This is a genomic window from Streptomyces echinoruber (assembly GCF_014651135.1).
Classification (GTDB): Bacteria; Actinomycetota; Actinomycetes; order Streptomycetales; family Streptomycetaceae; genus Streptomyces; species Streptomyces echinoruber.
Genome location: NZ_BMWH01000003.1, coordinates 177,125 through 199,706 on the forward strand (window position 1 = coordinate 177,125; position 22,582 = coordinate 199,706).

Below are 22,582 nucleotides of genomic sequence, written 5' to 3' on the forward strand. Positions count from 1 at the left end.
CCCGGCTGCGGCCGCGGCTGCTTGTTCCCGTCCCGGCAGGTGCGCCCGCGCTCGAGCCGTGACCGACCTGACCGGCGGGCCCGCCGACGCCGGGCCCGCCGGCCGCGGGAGCGGTGGTCGAGGTCGTACGGCTCACACGCGCGGGAGGCGCAGCACCGCCCCGATGTGTGCCGCGGCCGTGGACAGGTGACGGCGCACGTCCTTGAGCTGCTCGTCGGTGACGCCGTGGTCGCGGGCCGCGTCGCGCACATCGTCCCGGAAGCGGTCGAGCAGCCGCTCGAGGTCGCGGGCCGGGTCGCCGGTGAACGTCTCGTGCGCCCAGGACGGCTCGTACCCGGCCGGGAAGTCCTCCGGGGTGCGGGAGTACTCGGGTTCCGGCACGTCCCGGCCCCTGCCGTCGGCGCGGCCGAAACCGAGGTCCTTGCCGAAGTCCTTGCCGAACTCGCCGAACTCCTTGGCGAGTTCAGCAAGGCTCTCGCGCACGCCCGTGGGCCAGTCGCCGCGCGCGAAGTGGTCCTGCACCCGCTCCTGCACCCGGCGGGCGATGCGCTGCAGTTCCTCCTGGGCCTGGGCGCGGGCCCGCTCCTGCGCCTCCTTGGCCTGGCGCCGTGCCCGCTGGGCCTCCTCGCGGGCCCGCCGGCTCTCGTCCTTGGCGCGGCGGGCCTGCTCCTTGAGTTCCTGCCGGACGCGCCGCACCTCCTCCTTGGCGACGCGCCACGCCTCCCGGTCGTCAAGGCCGCCGTGCTCCCAGCCGCCGGCGGTCGCGGTGCCGCGGCGCCGGGCCTCGGAGGCGGCCGCCCGCATCTCGCGCCGCAGATCGCCCGCCACGTCCCGTACGTCGGCCCGGATCTCGGCGGCGAGCTCGGCCACGGACTCGCGGATCTCCAGCTCCAGGTCGGCCAGTTCACCGCTGCGGTCGGCGAGTTCGGCGCGGCCGGCGTCCGTGATGGAGTACACCTTGCGGCCGCCCTCGGTGGTGTGGGTGACCAGGCCCTCCGCCTCCAGCTTGGCCAGGCGGGGGTAGACGGTGCCCGCCGACGGTGCGTACAGCCCCTGGAAGCGCTCCTCCAGGAGCCGGATCACCTCGTAGCCGTGGCGGGGGGCCTCGTCGAGGAGCTTCAGCAGGTAGAGCCGCAGGCGGCCGTGGGCGAAGACGGGGGGCATGTCAGAGCACCTTCTTGTCGGTCGTGCCGTCGGCCGGGGCGTCGACGGGGCCCCCGGGATCCGAGGGTCCCTCGCCCGGGCCGGAAACGGAATTGTCCCCCGAGGCCGGTTCCGGCCGGTCGGCCGGGCGGGCGGTGGCCGATCCGGAAGCGGATGCGGAATCCGGCTCGCCGCCGGCGGGACCGGTGCCGTGTGCCTCCTGCTCCCACGGTTCGTCCTCCTGGGCCGGCCGCCGCAGCAGGGCGATGGAGCCGGAGACCGTCGTGGCCTTGAGCCGGCCGTTGCCCGCTCCCAGCCGGCCGGTGATGCGCTTGGCGCCCCACTGCCCGCCGACCCGGAGGTCCTCGAAGGCGTTGGAGACCGAGCCGCTCGTGGTGTTGGCCTCCACTTGTGCGTCCGCCGGATGCGGGAGCCGAATGGCGATCTCGCCCGAGACGCTGGTCAGGGCGATGTCGGTGGGATGGCCCGTGGAGCTGACGTCGATGATCATGGAGCCGCTGACCGAGTCGGCGCGCACGGAGGAGCCCGCGCAGTCGACCACGGTGAGGTCGCCGGAGACGGAGTTGAACCGCAGGTCGCCCCCGAGGCCCTGGGCCTCGACGTTCCCCGACACGGTCTCCGCCCGCACCGGGCCGGTCAGGCCCACCAGGGTGGTGTCCCCGGAGACCCCCCTGACCTCGGTACGCCCGTCGATGCCGGTGACCATCGCGGCGGCACCGACCACACCGACCTCGACGCGCGTGCCCGTGGGGACGGCCAGGGAGACGACGGCGTTGCGCCGCCAGCCCTTGCGGTCGAGCCACTTCAGGAAGCCCTTCCAGGGCAGGTCCTCGTAGGCCACCGTCAGCGTGCCGTGCCGCTGGGTGACCACCAGGGGCGGGCCTTCGATCTCGGTGACCTCGAGACGGGCGGAACCTTCGTCCGTGCCCACGACGTTCACCGTTCCGTTGACGATGCGTACGTGCAGCTCGCGGACGGGCTCGTCGAGCGTGAGCTTGCGGGGCTCGGCGACGGACCACTCGGGCATGGTGCGGACCTCCTGGATCGGGCCGGACGGCCGGCCGGTCGGTGACGGTCGGTGACGGGCCGCGACCGGGCCGGATGGCCGGATGCGTGGTGGGCGGAGCGGGGAAGGGCGGAAGACAAGGACGGAAAAGCCGGCGGAAGGCGGACACGGGCCGGCGGAGGCGCTGATGCGGGCCACGGACCCGCACGCGGACCCGGCACGAGCCATATCGCGTCTTCCGTAAACACGATATATCGCGCTCCCGGGAAGTCAAGACACCCATTTGAGGGGTCAGCCGTCGCCCGCCCCGCTCCTCCTCCTGCTCAGCGTGTGACCATGTCCGCGCGGCATCTTCCGGCCGACTGCCGACTGCCGACTGCCGACTGCCGACTGCCGACTGCCGACTGCCGACCGTCGGGCGCCCCCGCTCCCGGTGCACCGCCGCTGTGCCGGGCGGAACCGGGCGCCGTGGCCGAGGTCGCCTCCTTGTCCTTGGTGCGTCCTTGGTGCGTCCTTGGTGTGCGAACCGATGCTGCTGACCGGGGCGGACCGGGAAGGGAACGTGCTCGCCCCGAGGGCACCCCTGGCCAAACGGCCGCGAACCCGTCGACCGCGTCGCGACCGGCTGGATCCCCGCCCTCGCCGTGGGTGCCCCGGCCCGTCCTGGCCCTGTGGTGGGACCCCGGCCGCGTGGGTTCCTCCCTGGGACCGCGCGGGTTCTCCTCCCTGGCCTCCGGCTCCGACCGCCCCATGAACCGGGTCTGGCTCGCCGACGGCGTCCCGGCCGGCGAGGAGGAGGCCACGCGCACCTTCGGCGCGCGGCTCGGCCTGGACCCCGTCCTCGGCGGCAGCTCCTCGACGCGCTGATCCGCCCCGGTCCCGAGGCCGACGCCCCGCCCGCCCGCGCGGCCTGCTCGCTGCCCCCCCACGCGCGCGAGCGTGTCGAGCTCCCGTGCGGCGCCCGTGCCCCGGACGGCTCGACGCCCTCACGCGTGCGAGCGTGTCCCTCCCCGTCGCATCATCCCACCGCACTGCCCTCGGGCAGCCCGCCCACCGCCCGGTCGAGGCCGTCGGCACCCTCTCGCGGGACTTGCCCATGGCCCCCTGTTCGCAGTCCCTGCTCGCGGTTCCTGCTCGTGTTTCCTGCCCGTCGGCCCTGCTGCCCTGCTCGTCTGCCCTACTCGTCGTCCTCGTCGTCCAGCCGTGCCAGCCAGGTCGCCAGCCGCTCGACCGGCACCTCGAAGTCCGGGTTCAGGTCGACGAACGTGCGCAGTTGCTCGGCGAGCCACTCGAAGGTGATCTCCTCCTCGCCGCGCCGCTTCTCCAGTTCCTCGATGCCGCGGTCGGTGAAGTACATGGCTGTGCTCCGTCGGTCACATGAGCGGGTCGCTCGGGCGGTGTGCGGGTGGAGTTCGCCCGGAGCGGGAAGAACTCCTCCCTCACGGGAACACACGCGCCTTCCGCGGGAAGCGCGGAGCGCGGTCTTCCGGCGATGAAGGGCACGAGGTCTTCCGGTGACGGAAGACAAGGAAAAGGATAGGCCGGGAAACGCGGCGCCCCCGGGGCACCGGGAGGGCCCCGAAGAGGGCCCGGGATGCGCCGGGAGCGGCCGGCCGACGGGGAGTGCGGGGGAACGGGGACGCGATGGACAACGAGGTGACCCGCGTAGCGCGGATCGCGATGCCGGACGGGACGCCCGTGTGGGCGCGGATATCGGGTGCCGAGGAGCTGGAGACGCCCGCCGGGGAGCTGTCGTACACGGACACCGGCTTCACCGACCGGGTCCAGGCCCAGGTGGAGAGCCTGCACGCGCTCATCGGCAGTGTGGCGCGTTCGCTGGCCGAGCCCGTGCGCGCGGTACGGCCGGACGAGGTGAGCGTCGAGTTCGGCATCGAGCTGACCGCCAAGGCCGGCAAGGTCGTCGGTCTGCTGGCGGACGGCGAGGGCAAGGCCGGCATCACGGTCACGCTCACCTGGAAGCACGAGCCGCCGCAGCCGGCCCCGCCCACCGCCGGCTCGCCGGGTACCGGTGTCCCCGACGCCCTCACCCCCGTTCCTCCGCCGCGCGCGGCGGAGCCCGGGCGCGGCGCACCCGGGGGCGCGCAGGACCCCGCCGCGGGCCCCCCGCATGCGACCGCGCCCCCCGAAGCGGGCGACCGGCGGCCGGAGGCACGCCCCGGCGCCGCGGCGCACGGGGGCGGGGAGGCGGCCGGCACCGGGGGCGGGTCATGACGCTCGGACACGACCGGGGCGCACCGGGCGGCTCCGACGGCGCCCGCCGTGCGTTGCGTGAACTCGTCGTGGCCGCGACCGTGCGCATCCATCGCCCGGGCGTCGGGTATGCCTGGGAGGAGCCCGGCACGTTCCTGGGCAGCGGCTTCTTCGTCGCGCCGAACTGGGTGCTGACCTGTGCGCACGTGGCACTGAGCGGGGAGGGGGGAGAGGTCACCGTGGTCCACGAGACCGGTCCCGGCCGGGGTTCGGCCGCCGTGCCCGGCCGGGTGGCCGCCGCCCTCCCGGAGCGGCCCGCCCACCCGGACCCGCGGGGCGCCGGACGCGGCACCTGGCCCGCCCCGGACCTGGCCCTGGTGCAGCTCGGCGAGCCCGTCGACCACGCGTGCGCGTACCTCTCCGAGCGCCCGGCGGCGTACTACGGCGAGGGCACGGTGCTGTACGCCGGCTGGACGGTCGTGGACGGGCGGCTGGAGCTGCTGGACGGGCCGCTGTCGGTGCAGGGCACCCTGGGCGGCTGGTCGGCGGGCGTGCAGATGCGGCTCGGCCACAACGACCTGCCGCGCGGCGTCTCCGGCGGACCCGTGATCGACCCGGCGCACGGCGAGGTGATCGGCGTGCTCAAGTCGCGCTCGGACCGGGGGACGGGCGGCACGTCCACCGGGATCGAGCAGTTACGGACCCTGCCCGTGCCGCCGGTTCCGGCGCGCGCGGAGCACGACGACCTCTACCAGGCCGTCTTCCACGCCCACGACCGCTACCACCGCGACCGGCAGCGCGCCACCGAGTCCACCTCGCCGACCTGGGTCGACGTGCAGACCCGCCTGGGCGCCCGGCCCGGACGCACGCTCAGCCCCGACGAGCGCATCCACCTGCTCGGCCGGCTCGCCGACCTGCCGCCGCCCGCCAGCACCCCGGCCCTGCTGGAACTCCTGAAGTCCCTGCCGGACGACCCGTCGGACATGGCGCGGCCGGCCCCGCGCGGCTGGCGCGACGGGCTGGGCGTGCTGTACGAGTGCGCGCGCCAGGACGGCGCGCTGGAACTCATCCTGAGGTACGCGATGGGCGTCCTGGCGGCCGCGCGGCCGTTCACCACGCCCGGCACCCGGGAGGCCGAGCAGGCCCTGTGGGAGTGGGTGCGGCAGGCCGCGCAGCGCGTCGGGCCGCGGCTGCGGGCGGAGCTGACCCGGCAGTGGATGGCCCTGCTGCCGGGCCGCCGCCCCGGCGGGCCGGCGGCGCACAACGGCGGGCCCGCCGGGACCGTGCCGGGCAGACCGGGTACGGGGGCAACAGGTGCAACAGGTACGGGTAGAGCAGGTACGGGTGGAGCAGGTACGGGTGGAGCAGGTGCGGGCGGACCGGGCGCGGGCGGGCCCCTTCCCGGCGGCCGTACCGCACCGGAGACGTCCGGGGCATCCGGGGTGCCCGGGACATCCGGGACGCTTCCGGTGACCGGGACGCCGCCGACGGCCACCGTGCCCCCCTCCGTCCCCACCCCACCTCCCACCCCCTCCGTACCTTCCACCTCCTCCGCCCCGACCACTCCCATCGCTCCCACCGCTTCCTTGGCCCCGCCCGCCGCGCCCCCCGACACCTCGCCGAACTCGCCGAACTCGCCGAACTCGCCGAACTCGCCGAACGGCGCGCATCCCCACGGCCCGGGAGCACCGAGCCCACCGGCCGCACCGGACTTGCCCGATCCGGCCACCGGACTCCCGGACCATGCCGCCGCCGCGGGCCGCGTCGACCGGGCCCGTGCCCGCGTCCCCCGTCCCGCTCCCACCGCCGGTCCGCTGCGGCCGTCCGTGCTGCTGGAGCTCGTCCTGCGCGGCTGGGAGCCGGACCGCTGCGACTGGCGGCTCTCCGTCATCCGCCCGGACGGCGAGGTCCTGGGCCTGGACGAGGCCGAACGGGTCCCGCTGGCCGAGCTGCCCGGCCCGCTCGCCGCGCCGCTCGCGGAGGCGTTCCGCCTGTGCGACGAGCCCGGGCGGCCCGCCGCGCTGCAGGCGGCTCTGCCGCACGCGCTGCTCGGACTGGACGTGGACGCCTGGGAGGTGGTGCCCGGCGTACCGCTCGGCGCGCAGCGGCCGGTCGTCGTCCGCTGCGCCGACCGCGACCAGTTGCCCGGTACGGACGCGTGCGGACCGTACGGCGACACCGGCGCGCCCGGCGACCCGTACGCGGGGAACGGCGACCCGTACGCGGGGAACGGCGACCCGTACCCGGCTGCCGGCGACCCGTACGCGGGAGACGGATTCTCGGCCGCGCAGGAACACCGGGAACGCGCGGCGCGCTGGCGGTGGGTCCACCAGCAGGGTGCCCGGGCGGAGGTCCTCGACTGCAAGGACGGGGTGCCGATGCCCGTGCCGCTGGTCGACGAGCTGCGCGAGCTGCCGCACGCGGCGGTGCCCGTCCTGTGCCGCTACGGCGACCACCGCTTCGAGGACGACTCGGTCGCGCTGGCCCGGGTCGTGCACGGCGGCTTCGGGGTGGCGCTGTGGCGGCGCCGGCGCGGTGGACGGGCCGCGGCGGAGGCGGTCTGCGGGGAGTTCCACCGCCGGGCCGGCGACACCGTGGCGGGCGCGGGCAGCGCCGAGCGGCTGCCGGAGCTGGTGCGCGTCCTGCGCGCGGGGGTGCGCGCGGGCCGCGCGGAGACGTACTGGGCCGACGGCATCGCCCTGTTCTACGACGACCCGCACCAGCCGCTGCCCGGCACCGGCGACCTGCTGGAGGCACCGTGATCCGGCCGGCCTCCGCGATCCCGCCCCGGCCCGCGCCCCCGGCCACCGGGGGCCGCGCACAGGCGCCCCGCGCGTCCCGGCCGCCGGCGCCCGCGCGCCCGCCTCCCCGGCGGCCCCGCCCCGGTCCGGCCCACCGCCGGCCCGCAGTCGGCCCGTCGCCCGTGCCCGCGCCCAAGCGGCAGTCAACTGCCCTGCGCGGAAAGGGAGTAGGCGACCGTCCGGGAAGCACCGGGGCTCTTACCAGGCCTGCGAGGGATCGATACCGTGAGGCACGTTCGACGGCAGCCGGGGTGGACGAGTGACGGACGACGAGGGCCGGACCATGACCGAATCCAGTGAGTGGCTCATCTACCGGGGTGCCGGCGAACCCCACGACGGCATCGACCGGCTGCCTCCGCCCCCGCCCTGGCGCGACTTCGCGAGCCGCGAGGCGGCCGGCGACGGCGGCGACGGTTCGCAGGACCGCAGGCTCGGCGCCCACCGGCACCTGGCCGAGCTGCACCGGCCCGGCGCCGAGGAACTGGAGATGATCAACGCGGCGCTCTACCTGCGCCGCCCCCTGCTGGTCACCGGCAGCCCCGGCGCGGGCAAGAGCACCCTGGCCCACTCGGTGGCGTACGAACTCGGCCTGGGGCCGGTGCTGCGCTGGTCCATCGTCAGCCGCTCCACGCTGCAGGACGGGCTGTACCACTACGACGCCATCGCCCGCCTGCAGGACGTGCAGATCGCCGCACAGGGCGGCCACGGCACGGCGGCCGGCGCGCCCGGCGCCGTGGAGGGCATCGGCAGCTACATCCGCCTCGGCCCGCTCGGCACCGCCCTGCTGCCCTCCGACAAGCCGCGCGTCCTGCTCATCGACGAGCTGGACAAGAGCGACATCGACCTGCCCAACGACCTGCTGAACGTGCTGGAGGAGGGCGAGTTCCACATCCCCGAGCTGGAGCGCATCGCCGACCGGCTGCCCGACGGTCAGGCCGAGGTGCTCACCGCCGACGGCACCAGGACACGGGTGCGCGACGGCCGGGTGCGCTGCCGGGCGTTCCCGTTCGTCGTCCTCACCAGCAACGGCGAGCGCGACTTCCCGGCCCCGCTGCTGCGCCGCTGCATCCACCTGGAGCTCGGCCGGCCCGACCACAAGCGGCTCGCCACCTTCGTACGGGCACATCTCGGCGAGGAGGCGGCGCGCCGCGGCGACGACCTGATCACCCGGTTCCTGGAGCGGTCGCGCAGCGAACTCCTCGCCGCCGACCAGCTGCTGAACGCCATCTACCTCACCGACGCGGCGGCCCCGCCCAGCCGCGAGCGCCTCGCCGACCTGCTGATCCAGCGGCTCGACCGTCCGAGGTGAGGCGCCGATGCCCGACACCGCGCCGCCGCACGGCCCCCCGCCCTCCGGACCCGGCCACGGACCCGGGCCCAGCTACGGCCACGGACCCGGACCCAGCCCCGGCCACGAGGCCGGGAGCCGCGCAGTGCCCGCACCCGACCCCATCGCCGAACTCGTCGCCCGGCTGCGGGAGATCGGCCTCGACCCGGACGCCGAGGGGCTCTGCGACGCGCTGTGGCTGGCCCGGTGGACACGGCGCCCGGACGCGGAGCGGGAGCCGGAGGAGCCCTCCGGTGCCGCGGCCCGCGCCCGGCGCGAGGGCGGCGGGGCACGCGCGGACGTCCCTCCGCGGGAGCCCGGGCGGGAGCCGCGCGAGGTGCGGGAGCCGCCCGGCACCGCACCCCCGGGGCCCGAGCCGGCCGGACCCGAGGGGGAGCGGCGCGTGGCCCTGTACCCGGTGCCGCGCGACGGGGCGCCGCCGGACGACGGCGGACCGCCGCGCGCCCGCCGTGTCCGGCCCGCGGCGCTGCCGCTCGGCGTGCCCGCGGCGCCCGTGCTGCCCGCACCCCTGGAACTCCAGCGCGCTCTGCGGCCGTTGCAGGGCTACCGCAGTCCCGCGCCGCCGCGCCGCCGGCTGCTCGACGAGGTGGCCACCGCCGAACGCAGCGCCGATGCGGGCGGGTTGGTGCTGCCCGTCTTCCGCGCGGTGACCCGGGCGGACGCGCGGTTGCAGCTGCTGATGGACGCGTCCTCCTCGATGCGGGTGTGGGACCGGATGTTCGCCGAGCTGGAGCAGGTCTTCGCGCGGCTCGGCGCGTTCTGGGACATCCAGACCGGCCACCTGCACCAGGGCCCGGACGGCGCACCCGCCGTCAGCCGCAGCCCGGAGCCGTACGCGGCCCCGCTGCACTCCGCCGACCGGCTCGGCGACCCCACCGGGCGCCGCATCACGGTCCTGGTCAGCGACTGCGCGGGCCCGCTGTGGCGCACCGGCCGCGCGCACCGGCTGCTGTACCAGCTGGCCCGGCAGTCCCCCGTGGCCGTGCTCCAGCCGCTGCCGCAGCGGCTGTGGAACCGCACCCGGCTGCCGGTGACCTACGGCCTGCTCACCCGCGGCGAGACGCTCGCGGGCGCGGCCGCGCTGCGGGTGCGCACCCCGGCCGGCACGCCGGTGGAGGCGCGGCGCGGGACGCTGCCGGTGCCCGTGCTGCCGCCGGAGCCGGTCGCGCTGGGCGCCTGGGCGCGGCTGCTGTCCGGGGCGGGCACCGCGCCGGTCTCCGGCGCCGTCGGCTGGGTGCGCGCCGATCAGCCGCCCGCGCCCGGTGCGCGCGCCGGGCGCCGGCCCTCGCCGCTGGAGCTGCTCAGCCGGTTCCGCTCCACCGCCTCCGCGGCCGCCGGCCGCCTCGCCGTCCACCTGGCGGCGGCCCCGCTGTGCCTGCCCGTGATGCAGCTGGTGCAGCGCACCATGCTTCCCGACTCCGGCCCCGCCGAGCTGGCCGAGGTGCTGCTCAGCGGCCTGGTCACCCGGGCCGCGGACGACCACGGCACCCCGGGCGTGCAGTGGTACGAGTTCGCGCCCGACGTGCGGGAGGCGCTGCTGGCGTCGCTGGGCCGGGACGAGGCGATGCTGGTGCTGAAGCACTGCTCGGAGTACATCGAGCAGCGCTACGGCAAGGGCGGCCCCAACTTCCCGGCGCTGGCCCTCGCCCAGCTCGGCGACGGCGGCACGGGCCGCCCGTACCCGGCCGGTGAACGGGAGGCCGGGGAGGAGTCGGGCGGGACCGCCCTGGTCCCGCAGCCGTTCGCCGAGGTCGCCGCGCGGGTGCTGGAGCGGTTCATGCCCCTGCCGGACGAGTTCGCCCGCTACGGCCGGGACCGGTCGGGACCGGTGCCGTCGCGGCCGGCGCACCGGGCGGTGCCCCGCGCCCGCGCGCTGGTGGAACGGTTCGACCGGGAAGGCATGGTGCAGGACCTCATCGACGCCGTCCAACTGCTGCGCGGCGCCGCCGAACACGAGCGGCCCGCGGGCGCCGACCGGGAGCTGTGGACCGAGTACGCCCACTGCGTGCTGCGGCTGTGGGAGGTGCAGGGCGGCGCGGACCTGCTGCGCGAGGCGGAGACCGCCGCCGAACGGGCCGTCGCCCACCCCCACGCCGTACGCGAACGCGCGGTCCTCGCCCGGGTGCTGCGCGCCGCGGCCACCGACCGCCGGCGCCGCGGCGACCGGGCGGGCGCGTTGGACCTGCTCAGCCGCGCCGACCGCGAGTACGCGGTGGCCTGCGCCGCTCCCGACCTGGACGAACAGGAGGCGCTGCGGCTGACGTTGGAGCGGGTGGCCGGGCTGGAGGCCCAGTGGCGGCTCGGCGACGACAGCGCGTTGCTGCAGGGCGCGGTCGGCATGCTGGAGGCGTTCGCCGACGTCTGGCCCGACCGCCCCCGCCCGCCGGAGCTGCCGCTCGCCCACGGCCGGATGCTGCTGCTCCTGGCGGAGGCGACCGCCGACCCGGAGCAGGCCCGCGGCTACGCGGAACAGGCGGCGCGCTCGCTGCGCACGGCCCTGGAGCCGGCGGCGGACGAGACCGGCGGCGGCCCCGGCGCCGGCTCCGGCGGCACCTCTGGCGAGGCGTCGGGCGGCACCTCCGGTGGTATCTCCGGCGACGGCTCGGGCGGCATCGCCGGCCGCGACCGCGTGCGCGTCCTGCAGGACCTGGCGGACGCCCTGCTGCGCGCGGGCGGACCGCTGGACGAGGCGCAGGCCCGCGTCGACGAGGGGCTGGCCCTCGCCCACGAGCAGAGCTCGCGCGCCGCGCTGCTGCTGCGGGCCGGGCGCATCGCCGTCGCCCGGCACGCCGAGACCGGCGACCCCGACGAACTCACTTGTGCCGCCGAGCGGTTCGCCGAGGCGGCGCGCCACACGCCGCGGGACGCGTCGGCCCACGCCGACATCCTCGCCGAGTGGGGGCAGGCGCTGCTGCGGCGGGCGGAGCAGGCCACCGGCGCACGCCGGCCGGAGTTCCTGTCCCGGGCCGTCCGCGTCCTGCGCGACTGCCGCACCGAGACCCCGGCCGGCAGCCGCCACCTTGCCCAGCGCCTGATGCTGCTGGGCCGCGCCCTGATGCTGCGCTACCGCACCCGCGGCGACCGGGTCGACCTGCGCGAGGCCGAGTATCTCTTCGGGCTCGCGGCCGCGGAGGCCGAGGACCCGCTGCGGGCGGCGCGGTGCTGGCTGGAGCTGGGGCAGGCGCAGTTCGAGGCGTTCCAGAGCCTGGGCCGCCCCGCCCGCCTGGACGAGGCCGTCGACGCCTTCCGCGCCGCCGCCGAGTCGGCCCGCGCGGCGGAGGCGGACGCCCGGACCGAGCAACTCCGCCGCACGGCCGTCGAACTGGGCGCGCAGGCCCACCACTGGCGGGGTATGTCCTACGAGGCGGCCGCCCGTCCCCGCGCCGCCCGCGACGCCTACCGGGCGGCGCTGGCGGAGTGGTCGAGACTGCCGGACGGCACGGTCGGCACGGGGGAGCCGACGGCGGGTCAGACGGCCCAGCGGCTTGCCGAGTTGGCGTGAGGATCCGGGACGAGGAAGGAGCGGGGCGGGCGATGAGCCGGAACGACGGGGAGGCACCCGGGGTGCCCGAGAAGCCGCAGGTGCCGCAGGTGCCGCGAGAGGCGGAACCGCCGGAACCGCCGGAGGCGTCGCGGGCGCCGCGAGCAGCGGAATCACCGCGGGTGCCGCAGGTAGTGGAAGTACCGCAGGAGCCAAGGAAGTTGCGGCAGCCACAGGAACCGGGAGCACCGCAGCCGCTCCCCGACCTGCTGAGTCTGGGACTGGCCGAGCTGCGGACGATCGACCACCCGGTGCTGCGCGAGGTCCTCGCGGACCTGCGGGAGCGGGCGGCGCAGCCCAGCGAGACCCTGTGGGGCTTCAACAACGCGTTCTGAAACGGCCTGCAAGCGGTCGTGACCGGTCGAAAAACTCTCTTGACCGGTCAGGTATCGGTCAGATGGGAACGTGACGCGTTTGTGCGGTCCTCCGCCCCGGGCATGTCGTCCCGGACGGGCAGGAGGCCGTGACGCAGGTCCACGGGCGGCCGCACGGCGAAAGACGGCTGGGGGGTGCCGGGAATGTCCGAGGAGACCGCGCCCGCGGGACGGCAACCACCCCACCCTTTCAGGCAGTTCATCGTCAAGATGCACGGCCGCTGCAACCTGGCCTGCACCTACTGCTACCTCTACACCGGCCCCGACCGCACCTGGCGCACCCGCCCCGCCGCCACCCCGCCGGACGTCCTGGAGCGCACCGCCGCCCGCATCGCCGAGCACGCCGCGACCCACGGCCTGACGTCGCTCTCCCTGGTCCTGCACGGCGGCGAGCCCCTGCTCGCGGGCGCCGCCGCCCTCGCCCGCTTCACCACCCTGGTCCGCGACCGCGTCCCGTCCGCCTGCCGCGTCCACGCCACCGTCCAGACCAACGGCACGCTGCTGACCGAGGACGGCCTGGCGGTCCTGGCCCGGCACGGCGTCCGCGTCGGCCTCAGCCTCGACGGCGGCCTGCCCGGCCACAACGCGCGCCGCACCGACCACGCCGGCCGCCCGTCCTGGCCGGCCGCCGCCCGCGGGGCCCGCCTGCTCGCCGCGCGCTTCCCGCAGGCGTACGCGGGCATCCTCACGGTCGTCGACCCCACCCTGGACCCGGCCGAGACGTACGACTCCCTGCTCGCCCTGCGCCCGCCCGCCCTGGACCTGCTGCTCCCGCACGGCAACTGGACCACCCCGCCGCCCCACCTCGCCGGCACCCGCTACGGCGACTGGCTCTGCGCCGTGTTCGACCGCTGGTGGCACGCGGGGCGGCGGCGGACGCGCGTGCGGCTGTTCGAGGAGTGCATCGCCCTGCTGCTGGGGCTGCCGGCCGCGACGGAGTCGCTCGGGCTCGCGCCGTTCGACGCGGTGGTGGTGGAGACCGACGGCGCGATCGAGCAGGTCGACTCGCTGAAGTCGGCGTACGAGGGAGCGGCGGAGACGGGTCTGGACGTCTTCCGGCACTCCTTCGACGAGGCGCTGCGCCACCCCGGCGTGGCGGCCCGCCAGGCCGGGGCGGCGGCCCTGCCGGCGCAGTGCCGTGCCTGCCCGCTGCTGCACGTCTGCGGCGGCGGCCACTACGCCCACCGCTACCGTGCCGGGGCGGGCTTCACCAACCCCTCCGTGTACTGCTTCGACCTGCAGCGTTTCATCCGCCACGCGGCGGGGCGGCTCGCCGCGGGCACGGCACCCGCCCTCGCCTCCGTCCCACGCCGAGGAGGCACCCCGTGACGTTCCCGCCCATCCCGGACCGGGGCCTGACCGAACTCGGCCGCACCGAGGGCGGCCCCGCCACCCTCGACCTCCTTGTCCGCGACCAGGACACCCGGCGGCTGCTGATGCTGCGGGCGGTCCTGGACGCGGTGGAGTCGGCGGAGGCCGGGGTGTGCTCGGCGGGGGAGCGGAGGAGGTTCCGGGAGGACTGGGGGTTGCTGGAGGAGGCGGACCGCACCACCGGTACGGGGCCGGCGGGCCTTGCCGCCGGCCCCGTACCGGCACCCCGCACCACGGCCGAGCCCTCCACCGCGCCCTCCGCCGAGTCCCCGAACCCCCCGGTGTCTCCCGCCCGGACGCGGCTCTTCGCCCCGCTGACCGGCCCCTGGGCCCGCAGCTGCCTGCGCGGGCTGGCGGCGGCGTCCGCCGCCCGCACGCCCGGGCAGCGGCGCACGCTCCGCCGTGACCTGGCCCACTTCAGCGCTCTGGCCGCGGCGGCGGCGGTGCGCGCCGGCATCCCCGTCACCACGCGGCTCACGGCCCGTGACGGACTGCTCGTCCTGCCGTCCTTCGGCGCGCTGCGCACCGCCCGGACGGGCGACGCACCGGTCGACCTCGACCACCGCGGCGCCCGCCTGACCTTCCGCCAACCGGGCGCCGCCGACGTCGTCGTCCACCTGGAGCGGGGCATCGGCGCCTGGTCCGCCGCCCCCGCCTGGACTCCGGCGTACGCACTGCCGGGCCTGCTGCCGTCGGCGCCGCCGCTGCCCCTGGACGACCTGGACCCCTACCGCTTCCTGGAGGACGGCGGCCGCCACCGGACCCTGAGCCGGCCGGCCACCCTGGACGACGCGGAACGCAAACGGTGGCTGCAGGCGTGGTCCGGAACAGCGGCGGCGCTGCGCCTGGGGGGCGAGCAGCGCGTGCACGAGGCGCTCCGGCTGCTGCGCTGCCTGGTACCGCTGGAGGCACCGCCGCACCCGGCCGGGGGCAGCCACGGCGGGGGCAGTTGCAGCGCCACCCGGCGGGAGTCCTTCGGCGCGGTGCTCAGCAGCACCCCGCCGACACCGGCCACGCTCGCGGCCACCCTCGTCCACGAGCTCCAGCACACCAAGCTCTCCGCGCTCGGCGACATGGTGACGCTCCACCACGCCGGGCCCGAGGAGCGGTACTTCGCCCCCTGGCGTCCGGACCCGCGGCCCTTCGACGGCCTGCTGCAGGGGACGTACTCCCATCTGGCGCTCGCCGACTTCTTCCAGCGCTGCGCCCTCGGCGCGTCCCGCCCGGCCCACCGGGAGGCCTCCTGGCGGCACCACGCCCACTACCGGGAACAGGTGGCGGCCGCGCTGCCCACGCTGGTGGGCTCGCCCGACCTCACGGCGCGGGGCCGCCTGTTCGTCGACCGGATGGTCGAGGTGTTCACCCGGCTGGACGACCACCCGGCGCCCCGCGGCCACACGGCACGGGCCAGGGCGTACGTGGAGGCGGCCCGCGCCCTGTGGACCGCACGGGGCGGCGGTCACCCCAACGGGTGAAGAAAAAGCCACCAGTTGAGGGATGAAGATCGTTTCGTTCGGGTGGAAGGGTGGGAAGATTGCGCTCCATGGAGTGCGCCCGCGGCTGCCCTTTCCGCCTCTGTTGCGCCTCCCTCACGGCGTTTTACGATGACGCTCCTACGAGCTAAGGAGGCCGCTGTTGTCTGGGGCTCGTACGTCGGTCCGGCCGGCCGAGGGGGAAGCCGGGAAACAGACCGTCACGATCAGTTTCGCCGGGTTCAACCGCGCCTGGGCGGCCTGGATCGGAGACCGACTGGAGCGCCGGGGATTACGGGTCGTCTACCAGCGCTGGGACTCACCGGCCGAGATCCCCCTGGTGGACAGCCTGCGCGACCTCACCCTCGCCCAGGGCCGGATCCTCGTCCTGGTCAGCGAGTGGTACTTCCAGCTCGGCCCGCGCACCCACGAGGAGTGGAACCGCGCCCTGCGCGAAGTGGTCGCGCCCGATCCCTCCCGGTTCGCCGCCGTGTCGGTCACCACCGCACCGGTGCCGGCCGCCACCGCGGTGCTCGCCCCGGCGGACCTGACCAACGTCGGCCCCGACGAGGCCGAGCGCCGCCTGCTGGACCGTCTGGACCTGCGCGCCGACCCGCTGCCCGACGGCCGTGGCGACGACCGCCGCGGTCCGCGCTTTCCCGCCCTCATGCCGGAGGTCTGGGGCGGGGTGCCGCGCCGCAACACCCGCTTCACGGGGCGCGAGAGGCTGCTCAACGACGCCTACCACAAGCTGCAGGAAGCCCCGCCCGGCGCCGGTGTCCTCACCTTCCACGGCATGTCCGGGGTGGGCAAGACGCAGCTCGCGGCCGAGTACGTCTACCGCTTCGGCTCCGAGTACGACGTCGTGTGGTGGGTGAGCGCCGAGAACCGCGTGCGCTACCGCCGCCTGCTGGCCGAACTCGCCCCCAGACTGGGCCTGTCCACCGGCGCCGAATACGGCGAGCGGCTCCGCGCCGTGCGTGACTCCCTGCGCCGCGGCGAGCCGTACGCCCGCTGGCTGCTGGTCCTGGACGGCGCCGACGAACCCGGCCAGCTCTGGAACATGGTCCCCACCGGCCCCGGCCATGTGCTGATCACCTCCCGCAACCCCGAGTGGAGCGAGCACAACAGCATGCTGCTGGAGGTGCCGGTCTACGACCGCGACGAGTCCGTCGCCTTCATCCGCCGCCGCGCCCCGCGCCTGACCGAGGCCGAGGCCGACCAGCTGGCCGAGGCCCTGGAGGACCTGCCGCTGCTGCTGGACCAGACGGCGGGCTGGCTCAACGACTCCGACCTGTCCGTGCAGGAGTACATCCAGCTGCTGGAGGGCGGCATCGACCAGGACGTGGTCAAGGTCTCCGCCGACTTCCCGCTCGCCTTCCAGACCGCCTGGTCGATACTGCTGAACAAGCTCCGCGAGACCGTACCCGAGTCCGTCGACCTGCTGCGCCTGTGCACCTTCTTCGCGCCCGGGTCCGTCCCCGTGCACCTGCTGCGGGAGCTGCCGCAGGAGGAACTGCCGGAACAGCTCGCCGGGTTGCTCAACGACCCGCTGCTGTGGAACAAGGCGATCAACCAGTTGCGCCAGTACTCCGTGGTGCGCCTGGAGTCCCACGAGACGTCCCTGGACGAGTCCGGGTCCGCCGGCGAGTCGGTCTACCTGCACCGCATGGTCCACCAGATCGTCCACAAGGACATGCCCGACGCGGACCGGCGCGAGTTCGTCGACGTCGTACGGCGGGCCCTGGCCGCCGCCGACCCGCGCCGGCCCGCCGACCCGGACTTCTGGCCGGCCTACGCCGAGATCACCCCGCACCTGAAGCACGCGGACGTCCTGCGGACCACGGACGCGAACGTCCAGCGCCTGGTCCTCAACTGCCTGCGGTACATGTACGTCTCGGGCGAGTTCGCCTCCGGCATCACCCTGGGCAGGCGCGCCCTGAAGGCGTGGAAGCAGCTCCTCGGCGAGACCCATCCGCGGATCTGGTCCCTGACCCACCACTACGCCAACCTGCTGCGCGCGGTCGGCGACTACGCGGCGACGGAGACGCTCGACCGGGCCACCGTCGAGCACCTGCGTCAGGAGCGGGGACCGCAGGACCTCGACCACCTGCGCGCCGCCAGCGGCCTCGCCGCCGACCTGCGCGGCCTCGGCCGCTACGCGGAAGCCCTGGAGGTTTCCCACTGGATCCTGGCCGCCTACGACGAGCTCTTCGGCGACCAGGACGCGCGCACCCTCCAGGCGCGGAACAACGTCGCCGTCTCCCTCCGCCTCCTCGGCCGGTACGCGGAGGCGTTGGAGGCAGACCGGGTCACGCTGGAGGCCAGAAGGAGGCTCCTGCGCGGAAGGCACCACCTGACGCTGTACTCGGAGCTCCACTACGCGACGGACCTGCGCCTGCTGGGCCGCTACACCGAGGCGGAATCCATCCAGACGACGAACGTGAGGGAGCACCGGAACGTCCTGGGCTCCGACAATCCCCAGACGCTGCTGGCGGAGCACAACCTCGCCCACTGCCACTACCGCATGGGGGACCGGGACAGCGCACGCCAGTTGTTCACCCGCGTCCTGGAGCGCTGCGAGCGCAAGCTCGGCGAGACCCACCCCTTCAGCCTGCAGTTCGCCACCAGCATGAGCTGCTTCGCCCGCGAACACGGCGACATCGACGAGGCCCGGGCACTGAGTGAATCCGTCATCGCCCGCTACGAGACGCTGCTCCCCGAGGGCCATCCCTACATCTGCGGAATCCACTCCGACCACGCCCTCATCCTGAGCAAGGTGGGTGAGCGCGCCCAGGCGCACGACCTCGCCGAGAGGGCCCTGCGGGACATGACCGCCGCCGTCGGCGAGCGGCACCCCTGGACGCTGGGCTGCGCCGTCAACGCCTCGGCCCTGCGCAACCTCACCGGGGACCACGAGTCGGCCGCCGACCTGAGCCGGGACACGGCGACGCGGGCCATCGAGGTCCTCGGCCGCACCCATCCGCTCACCCTGTCCGCCCGCACCGCGTACGCCGACGACCTGCGCGCCCTGCGGGACCGCCAACAGGCCGAGAAGGTCGAGCAGGAGACACTGACCGACCTGGAGGAGACCCTGGGCCGCCAGCACGTCCACACCATCTCCGCCCGCTCCCGCGTCCGTCCGTACTGGGACTTCGAACCGCAGGTCATCTGAGCCGCCGCGCCCGGCACGCCCCGCCCGGCACGCCCCGCCCCCTCCCGCACAGCCGAAGGGCCCGTCCCGGACGATCCGGAACGGGCCCTTCGGGGTGGGCCGGGGGTCACCGGCTCACGTGGGGATCACGCCTCGAAGACCTCGCGCACCAGCTGCTCCTGCTCGGCCTGGTGCCGCTTGGCGGAGCCCACCGCCGGGGAGGACGAGTGGGGCCGGGAGATGCGGCGCAGGCGCTCGGCGGCGGGGATGTCCGCGCCGACGGCCAGGTCGAGGTGGTCGATGAGGTTGAGGGCGATGAAGGGCCAGGCGCCCTGGTTGGCCGGCTCCTCCTGGGCCCACAGGTACTTCTCGACGTTCGGGTACTTCTTGATCTCCTCCTGGAGCTCCGCACCCGGGATCGGGTACAGGCGCTCGATGCGGATGATCGCGGTGTCCGTCACGCCCCGCTTCTGCCGCTCGGCGTCGAGGTCGTAGTAGACCTTGCCGGAGCAGAAGACGACCTTGCGGACCGCGGCCGGGTCGACCGTGGTGTCGCCGATGACCGGGCGGAAGCGGCCGGTGGTGAACTCCTCCGTCCGGGAGGCGGCCGCCTTCAGGCGCAGCATCGACTTCGGGGTGAAGACGATGAGCGGCTTGTGGTGCGGGTTGTGCACCTGCCAGCGCAGCAGGTGGAAGTAGTTCGACGGCAGCGTGGGCATCGCGACCGTCATGTTGTTCTGCGCGCACAGCTGCAGGAACCGCTCCGGGCGGGCCGAGGAGTGGTCCGGGCCCTGGCCCTCGTAGCCGTGCGGCAGCAGCAGCACGACGCCGGAGGTCTGGCCCCACTTCTGCTCGGCCGAGGAGATGAACTCGTCCACGACCGTCTGGGCGCCGTTGGCGAAGTCGCCGAACTGGGCCTCCCACATCACCAGGGCGTCCGGGCGGGCCAGCGAGTAGCCGTACTCGAAGCCCATCGCCGCGTACTCGCTCAGCAGCGAGTCGTAGACGTTGAAGCGGGCCTGGTCCTCGGACAGGTACAGCAGCGGCGTGTAGTCCTGGCCGGTCTTGCGGTCGATGAGGACCGCGTGGCGCTGGCCGAAGGTGCCGCGGCGGGAGTCCTGGCCGGCGAGGCGGACGGGCACGCCCTCCAGCAGCAGGGAGCCGATGGCGAGGGTCTCGCCCATGCCCCAGTCGATGGTGCCGTCCTCCACCATCGCCGCGCGGCGCTGCAGCTGCGGCAGCAGGCGCGGGTGGACGGTGAAGTCCTCGGGGATGTTGATCTGGGACTGGGCGATCCGCTTGACGACCTCGGCGGAGACCGCGGTGTCGACCGGGACCGGGAAGCCGTCCTGCGGCTCCTGCGGCTCGGCCGGGACCGGCTGGGTGGTCGTGGTGGCCTCGCGGACCTCGGTGAAGACCTTCTCGAGCTGGCCCTGGTAGTCCTGCAGCGCCTGCTCGGCCTCCTCCAGGGTGATGTCGCCCCGGCCGATCAGCGACTCGGTGTACAGCTTGCGCACCGAGCGCTTCTTGTCGATCAGGTCGTACATCAGCGGCTGGGTGAAGGCCGGGTTGTCCGACTCGTTGTGGCCGCGGCGGCGGTAGCAGATGAGGTCGATCACCACGTCCTTGTTGAAGGCCTGGCGGAACTCGAAGGCCAGGCGCGCCACGCGGACGCAGGCCTCCGGGTCGTCGCCGTTGACGTGGAAGATCGGGGCCTCGATCATGCGCGCCACGTCCGTGGCGTACATGGAGGAGCGCGAGGACTCCGGGGCGGCGGTGAAGCCGACCTGGTTGTTGATGACGATGTGGACCGTGCCGCCGGTGCGGTAGCCGCGCAGCTGCGACATGTTCAGGGTCTCGGAGACCACGCCCTGGCCGGCGAAGGCCGCGTCGCCGTGGATGGCGACGGGCAGGACGGTGAAGTCCGTGCCGCCCTTGTTGATGATGTCCTGCTTGGCGCGGGCGACACCCTCCAGGACCGGGTCGACGGCCTCCAGGTGCGAGGGGTTGGCGACCAGCGACACCTTGATCTGCTCGCCGTCCAGGCCGGTGAAGGTGCCCTCGGCGCCCAGGTGGTACTTCACGTCGCCGGAGCCGTGCATCGACTTCGGGTCGAGGTTGCCCTCGAACTCGCGGAAGATCTGCGCGTACGACTTGCCGACGATGTTGGCCAGGACGTTGAGGCGGCCGCGGTGGGCCATGCCGATGACGACCTCGTCCAGGCGGGACTCGGCGGCCGAGTCCAGCACCGCGTCCAGCAGCGGGATGACGGACTCGCCGCCCTCCAGGGAGAAGCGCTTCTGGCCGACGTACTTGGTCTGCAGGAAGGTCTCGAAGGCCTCGGCCGCGTTCAGGCGGCGCAGGATGCGCAGCTGCTCCTCGCGCTCCGGCTTGGTGTGCGGGCGCTCGACGCGGTCCTGGATCCACTTGCGCTGCTTGGGGTCCTGGATGTGCATGTACTCGATGCCGACGGTGCGGCAGTACGAGTCGCGCAGCACGCCGAGGATGTCGCGCAGCTTCATCATCGACTTGCCGGCGAAGCCGCCGACGGCGAACTCGCGCTCCAGGTCCCACAGGGTCAGGCCGTGCTCGACGATGTCGAGGTCGGGGTGCTTGCGCTGGCGGTACTCCAGCGGGTCGGTGTCGGCCATGACGTGGCCGCGCACCCGGTAGGAGTGGATCAGCTCGAAGACCCGGGCGGCCTTGGTGACGTCGTCGTCGTGGCTGGCGTCGATGTCCCTGAGCCAGCGGACCGGCTCGTAGGGGATGCGCAGCGCCTCGAAGATGCCGTCGTAGAAGTTGTTCTCGCCGAGCAGCAGATTGGCGACCTGGCGGAGGAACTCGCCGGACTGGGCGCCCTGGATGACGCGGTGGTCGTAGGTCGACGTCAGCGTCATGACCTTGGAGATGCCCAGCTTGTTCAGGGTGTCCTGGCTGGTGCCCTGGAACTCGGCCGGGTAGTCCATGGAGCCGACGCCCATGATCACCGACTGGCCGGGCATCAGGCGCGGCACCGAGTGGACGGTGCCGAGGCCGCCGGGGTTGGTCAGGGAGACCGTCACGCCGGTGAAGTCGTCCATCGTCAGCTTGCCGTCGCGGGCGCGGCGGACGATGTCCTCGTAGGCCTGCCAGAACTCGAAGAAGTTCATGGTCTCGGCCTTCTTGATCGCCGCGACGACGAGCTGGCGGTCGCCGTTGGGCTTGACCAGGTCGATGGCGAGGCCGAGGTTGACGTGGTCCGGCTTGACCAGGGTCGGCTTGCCGTCCTTGACGGCGTAGTGCCAGTTCATCGACGGCATCGTCTTGATGGCCTGGACCATCGCGTACCCGATGATGTGCGTGAAGGAGATCTTCCCGCCGCGGGCGCGCTTGAGGTGGTTGTTGATGACGATGCGGTTGTCGAAGAGCAGCTTCACCGGGACCGCGCGGACCGAGGTGGCGGTCGGGATCTCCAGGGAGGCGTCCATGTTCTTCGCGACGGCCGCGGCGGGGCCGCGCAGGGTCACGGTCTCGGGACCCCCGGCCTGCGCCGCCGGCGCCGCGGGTTCGGCCTTGGCCCTGGGCTGCGCGGGCTTCGGCTGAGCGGGGGCCGGCGGTGCCGCGGCGGGCTTCGGCGGGGCGGGGGCCGCGGCGGCGCCGTCGACCTGCGCGGGCCGCGCCGGAGCGGCCGGCGGCCGGGCCGGAGCAGGGGCCTGGGCGGCGGGCTTCGCCGGGGTAGAGTCCGCGGGCCTGGCGGCCTCGGGGGCCGGGGCCTGCGCCTGCTGCTGGGCGGCGCCCGGCTTGTAATCGGCGAAGAAGTCCCACCAGGCGCGGTCTACCGAATTCGGGTCCTGGAGGTACTGCTGATAGATCTCGTCGACGAGCCACTCGTTGGCGCCGAACGCGGCGGCGGGGTTCTTCCCGCCTTGGTCGGTGTCGGTCGAGATGCTCGAGTTACTGGGGGACTGTGGCGACACGGCGGCAACCGCCCTCTTCCGCTTCACAAGATGTATGGACAGCGGGAATAAAGGCTACGCCTCCCGGTGGCCGAAGGTCAGGCCGGGCCCGTTCATCGTCGCGTAAGTCACATCTCGGAGCGTGTTTCGGGCCTGGAAATGGCGGGAAACAAGCGTGGTTCGGATACGGCGGGGAATACGCCGC

At 74.6% G+C, this 22,582-nt stretch carries 13 protein-coding genes; 9 read left to right on the forward strand and 4 right to left on the reverse strand.

Features of this window, described 5'->3' with window-relative positions; translation table 11 throughout:
* Positions 1-132: 132 nt before the first annotated feature.
* The gene (locus IE225_RS05885) at positions 133-1,164 is read right to left on the reverse strand and encodes a PadR family transcriptional regulator (protein WP_190056256.1); all 1,032 of its coding nucleotides are present in this window, start codon (positions 1,162-1,164) and stop codon (positions 133-135) included.
* 1 nt (position 1,165) lies between these two features.
* Positions 1,166-2,191 carry a DUF4097 family beta strand repeat-containing protein gene (locus tag IE225_RS05890; RefSeq protein ID WP_190056257.1) on the reverse strand — a complete coding sequence of 342 codons (1,026 nt, stop codon included), beginning with the start codon at positions 2,189-2,191 and terminating at the stop codon, positions 1,166-1,168.
* 627 nt (positions 2,192-2,818) lie between these two features.
* Between IE225_RS05890 and IE225_RS33875 the strand changes: the two genes are divergently transcribed.
* The gene (locus IE225_RS33875; RefSeq protein WP_190056258.1) at positions 2,819-3,037 is read left to right on the forward strand and encodes a hypothetical protein; all 219 of its coding nucleotides are present in this window, start codon (positions 2,819-2,821) and stop codon (positions 3,035-3,037) included.
* Between the two features lie 310 nt (positions 3,038-3,347).
* Here the strand turns inward: IE225_RS33875 and IE225_RS05900 are convergent, their stop codons facing one another.
* Entirely contained in the window at positions 3,348-3,527 is a 180-nt protein-coding gene (locus IE225_RS05900) for a DUF6104 family protein (protein WP_028420339.1), read from the reverse strand.
* A gap of 287 nt (positions 3,528-3,814) precedes the next feature.
* On the opposite strand from IE225_RS05900, the gene IE225_RS05905 reads away from it, so the two are divergent.
* The 8 genes from IE225_RS05905 to fxsT all read left to right on the forward strand — a co-directional run bounded on the left by IE225_RS05905 (position 3,815) and on the right by fxsT (position 18,463).
* Positions 3,815-4,402: a CU044_2847 family protein gene (locus tag IE225_RS05905; RefSeq protein ID WP_190056259.1), complete on the forward strand. Its 588-nt coding sequence runs from the start codon at positions 3,815-3,817 to the stop codon at positions 4,400-4,402.
* Positions 4,399-7,143 (forward strand): VMAP-C domain-containing protein, encoded by a 2,745-nt coding sequence (locus IE225_RS32870; RefSeq protein WP_229879274.1) that lies wholly within the window; start codon positions 4,399-4,401, stop codon positions 7,141-7,143. The genes IE225_RS05905 and IE225_RS32870 overlap by 4 nt, the downstream gene beginning before the upstream one ends.
* Before the next feature lie 322 nt (positions 7,144-7,465).
* Positions 7,466-8,491: an AAA family ATPase gene (locus tag IE225_RS05915; RefSeq protein WP_190056260.1), complete on the forward strand. Its 1,026-nt coding sequence runs from the start codon at positions 7,466-7,468 to the stop codon at positions 8,489-8,491.
* Positions 8,492-8,615: 124 nt separating this feature from the next.
* The gene (locus IE225_RS05920) at positions 8,616-12,032 is read left to right on the forward strand and encodes an SAV_2336 N-terminal domain-related protein (RefSeq protein ID WP_190056261.1); all 3,417 of its coding nucleotides are present in this window, start codon (positions 8,616-8,618) and stop codon (positions 12,030-12,032) included.
* 200 nt (positions 12,033-12,232) lie between these two features.
* Positions 12,233-12,406, forward strand: coding sequence for an FxSxx-COOH cyclophane-containing RiPP peptide (gene fxsA, locus IE225_RS05925; protein WP_190056262.1), 174 nt, complete (start codon positions 12,233-12,235; stop codon positions 12,404-12,406).
* Positions 12,407-12,589: 183 nt separating this feature from the next.
* Positions 12,590-13,774, forward strand: coding sequence for an FxsB family cyclophane-forming radical SAM/SPASM peptide maturase (locus IE225_RS05930; RefSeq protein WP_190056263.1), 1,185 nt, complete (start codon positions 12,590-12,592; stop codon positions 13,772-13,774).
* Complete coding sequence (locus IE225_RS05935; protein WP_190056264.1) at positions 13,771-15,291, forward strand: aKG-HExxH-type peptide beta-hydroxylase; 1,521 nt, start codon at positions 13,771-13,773, stop codon at positions 15,289-15,291. The genes IE225_RS05930 and IE225_RS05935 overlap by 4 nt, the downstream gene beginning before the upstream one ends.
* A 160-nt stretch (positions 15,292-15,451) precedes the next feature.
* Positions 15,452-18,463 (forward strand): FxSxx-COOH system tetratricopeptide repeat protein, encoded by a 3,012-nt coding sequence (gene fxsT, locus IE225_RS05940; protein ID WP_190056265.1) that lies wholly within the window; start codon positions 15,452-15,454, stop codon positions 18,461-18,463.
* Between the two features lie 125 nt (positions 18,464-18,588).
* On the opposite strand, the gene IE225_RS05945 is transcribed toward fxsT, so the two are convergent.
* A complete protein-coding gene (locus IE225_RS05945) occupies positions 18,589-22,398 on the reverse strand; it encodes a multifunctional oxoglutarate decarboxylase/oxoglutarate dehydrogenase thiamine pyrophosphate-binding subunit/dihydrolipoyllysine-residue succinyltransferase subunit (protein ID WP_190056266.1) in 3,810 nt (1,269 codons plus the stop codon).
* Positions 22,399-22,582 lie beyond the last annotated feature (184 nt).

What these genes read in the sequence shown, in the direction of transcription:
- IE225_RS05890 (WP_190056257.1), bottom strand. Translation starts at nt 2,191, where the DNA reads ATGCCCGAGTGGTCCGTCGCCGAGCCCCGCAAGCTCACGCTCGACGAG.
- IE225_RS05930 (WP_190056263.1), top strand. Translation starts at nt 12,590, where the DNA reads ATGTCCGAGGAGACCGCGCCCGCGGGACGGCAACCACCCCACCCTTTC.
- IE225_RS32870 (WP_229879274.1), top strand. Translation starts at nt 4,399, where the DNA reads ATGACGCTCGGACACGACCGGGGCGCACCGGGCGGCTCCGACGGCGCC.
- IE225_RS05915 (WP_190056260.1), top strand. Translation starts at nt 7,466, where the DNA reads ATGACCGAATCCAGTGAGTGGCTCATCTACCGGGGTGCCGGCGAACCC.
- IE225_RS05885 (WP_190056256.1), bottom strand. Translation starts at nt 1,164, where the DNA reads ATGCCCCCCGTCTTCGCCCACGGCCGCCTGCGGCTCTACCTGCTGAAG.
- IE225_RS05900 (WP_028420339.1), bottom strand. Translation starts at nt 3,527, where the DNA reads ATGTACTTCACCGACCGCGGCATCGAGGAACTGGAGAAGCGGCGCGGC.
- IE225_RS05905 (WP_190056259.1), top strand. Translation starts at nt 3,815, where the DNA reads ATGGACAACGAGGTGACCCGCGTAGCGCGGATCGCGATGCCGGACGGG.